Genomic DNA, 3,012 nt, shown 5'->3' with positions numbered 1-3,012 from the left:
ATCCATTGAAGCCAACACCATTAAACGAAGCTACCCCGAAACGGACGAACAAAAGCTGGCTGGCATAGAGGCCAATGCAACCGTTGGAGCTGACTGGAACACCAATGTGCAGAACAAACCGGTAACCATCAGCACCCAGCAGGCAGCGGATATACAGGCCAACAACCAAAAGCGTAGTTACCCGGAATTGGATGAACAAAAACTGGCCGGTATTGAAGCCAATGCAACGGTTGGAGCTGACTGGAATACCAATATTCAAAATAAGCCTGTTACCATTTCACCGGAACAGGCAGCGGCTATTGAAGCCAACACAAGCAAAAGAAGCTACCCGGAAACTGATGAGCAGAAGCTTGCAGGGATTGAAACCAATGCAACCGTTGGAGCAGATTGGAACACGAATATCCAAAATAAACCGGTAACCATCAGCCCGGAACAGGCCGCAGCCATTGAAGCCAATACTGCCAAAAGAAATTACCCGGAATTAGATGAGCAAAAACTTGCCGGCATTGAGGCCAACGCAACCGTTGGGGCTGACTGGAACACCAATGTTCAAAATAAACCGGTTACCATCACTCCAGAGCAGGCAGCAGCTATTGAAGCCAATACTGCCAAAAGAAATTACCCGGAACTCGATGAGCAGAAATTAGCCGGAATAGAAGCCAATGCTACTGTAGGAGCTGACTGGGAAACTAATGTCCAGAACAAACCTGTGACTATCTCCCCGGAACAGGCTGAGGCCATTGAAACCAACAGCCAAAAGCGCACCTATCCACAAATAGATGAAGAAAAGCTGGCAGGGATTGAAGCCAATTCAACTGTTGGAGCCGACTGGAATACCAACGTTCAAAACAAGCCGGTTACCATTTCTTTGGAACAGGCCGCAGCTATTGAGGCCAACACTTTGAAGAACACTTATCCACAGGAAGATCGGGAGAAGCTGGTCAGTATTGAGCGAAATGCCACTGTAGGGGCTGACTGGAACCAGAACCTTCAGAATATCCCTGAATTCTTAAAAAAGTTCATCCAGATATATGCTGAGACAGGACTTTTTGCAGGAGAGGATTGGGAAGCTAAGCTGACTGAGATTCTGAATTTTCAAATCAACTTCATGAAGAACTTCGTGGATGCAGATGTTGAAAGTCTTTCGGTTAATGTTGCAGGAAACAATCTGAAGCTAACCTTTAAAAATGCTACCGACCGTACCATCACTCTTCAGTAATCTTTGAATGGATAAAAGCGGCTACATATCAAAGATACGGGCGGAGCTTAGGGCTGGCATCCGGCATTCCAAGACCACCATTGAAAGTCTTGCCAAAAGTTTTGGCATCACCAACAAAAATTTGGTCAAGGAATTTACCGAGCTGGCCATTGTGCTCAATGCCCGGGAGATTGCCCACAGCAGCTCACTCTCTACTTATGAGAAGTATCTGGATATTGTAGCCCTTTATCAGTCACAGGTTAACCTGTCCATGCGCACCAGCATGAGCGTGTTGATGCAGCAGTATTCCACACCTGCACCTATCTCGTTCCTGGCTTCCAGCTATGTGCTGAGACGGGATAAACTTTCAGGGTACAAAGCTTTTAAAAACATTGTAAAAGGTAGGAAAGCTTCAAAGATTGTGGGCAATGCTCATCTCCATCCGCAGCAGAGCGAAATCCAACCACTATATCTTGAGCCATCGGCAGGAAACGGGCTTTTGACCATTGCCTTGCCGTACCACCAGACTTATGTGAACGAGTTGGACGATGTGCGACTGGGCAACCTTAAAGAACAGCCCTTTGCCAAGGTCAGCAGTTGGGATGCTCTGAATCCGCCCATGGCTTTTTCCAACAAGTTTGACGGTGTGGTAACCAATCCACCTTTCGGTTCTTTGTCCGAGCTTATCCTGTTTGGCAATTTCCGCATTAAACGATTGGAACATGCCATGTGTCTGGCAGCCCTGCGGTGCATGAAAGATAGTGGTAAGGCAGCTATCATCATTGGAGGACACACCACTTGGGACGATCAGGGACGGGTAACAGCCGGTCATAACCGCATTTTCCTGAACTACCTCTATCACTTCTTCGTAGTGGAAGACATCATCCCCATCAACGGCAAAAAGCTCTATTCCCGGCAGGGCACATCCTTTAATACCCGGCTAATCCTGATTAACGGGGCTAAAGAGAAACCAGAGGGAGCTGCCCCGCTTAAAAACAAGCTCCACAGCACCGTGGTCGATACCCATGAAGAACTCTGGGAACGGGTAGGTTTAGACATTACCAACAACAAGAGTCAAATGAAGCTCCGGGCCAAAGCCATTTTGATTAAGCAAAAACAGATTCAACATTCCGAAACCAAGTAGCTATGAAGTCAGACATTAAATTCCAAAAAAGCAGCATTACCATAAAGTTTAGTCAAAAACCACCCCGGCATATCTCTTCCCGTTTGGTAGAATTGGGATTTACGCCCAGTGACAATAAAACCTTTGTCCGCACTAAGAGACTGGCCCAAAACGAGCATGAGTACCTGCAAGGCATGTTGGGTCACAAAGGACTTGGCATGGCTTATATCCCGGCAGCCGAAAAGGGTTTTATTCTGGATACTACCGTACCCGACAGCATGGGCCATGAAATGCACATTGCCATCCGGAAAATCAAAAAGAGCATTGGGCAACCCCTGTTTGACTTTGTCTCGGAAAAACTGGATTACAACAATGACGAAATGGTCAAGGCATTGAGCTGCGAACAGATTGATGCCGTTGCCTTGGCTATCTACAATATTGAAAAACGCAGTCAGGGTATCATTGTGGGTGACCAGACCGGGATTGGAAAAGGGAGAACTGCTGCCGCTCTTATTCGCTATGGCGTGAAACAGGGTATGCAACCTGTCTTCTTATCTGAAAAGCCCAACCTCTTTACCGACCTGTACCGTGACCTCTCCGACATTGGCAGCTCCGCTCTTGTGCCGTTTATTGTAAATGGAAAGGAAAGCAAGACCAACATCATGGACAAAAACGGCGAAGTGGTCTATTC

3 protein-coding genes are annotated in these 3,012 nt (G+C 47.0%); all 3 read left to right on the top strand.

Translation table 11 applies throughout. The annotated features are described in order from the left end of the window. On the top strand, nucleotides 1–1,219 hold a 1,219-nt coding region (locus QZZ43_RS13910), incomplete at its 5' end, for a hypothetical protein (RefSeq protein ID WP_291860554.1). A 7-nt stretch (nucleotides 1,220–1,226) separates the two neighbouring features. Continuing rightward, nucleotides 1,227–2,342, top strand: a complete 1,116-nt coding sequence (locus tag QZZ43_RS13905; RefSeq protein ID WP_291860551.1) for a hypothetical protein — start codon at nucleotides 1,227–1,229, stop codon at nucleotides 2,340–2,342. Nucleotides 2,343–2,344: 2 nt separating this feature from the next. Beyond that, a partial coding sequence (locus QZZ43_RS13900; protein WP_291860548.1) for a strawberry notch-like NTP hydrolase domain-containing protein occupies nucleotides 2,345–3,012 on the top strand: 668 nt, incomplete at its 3' end.

This window comes from Marinilabilia sp., from assembly GCF_016278715.1.
Classification (GTDB): domain Bacteria; phylum Bacteroidota; class Bacteroidia; order Bacteroidales; family Marinilabiliaceae; genus Marinilabilia.
Note: the sequence above shows the minus strand (reverse complement) of the source record. Positions and strands in the feature narration are given on the sequence as shown.

Coding starts and splice junctions, on each gene's coding strand:
- QZZ43_RS13905 (WP_291860551.1), top strand. CDS start 1,227: ATGGATAAAAGCGGCTACATATCAAAGATACGGGCGGAGCTTAGGGCT.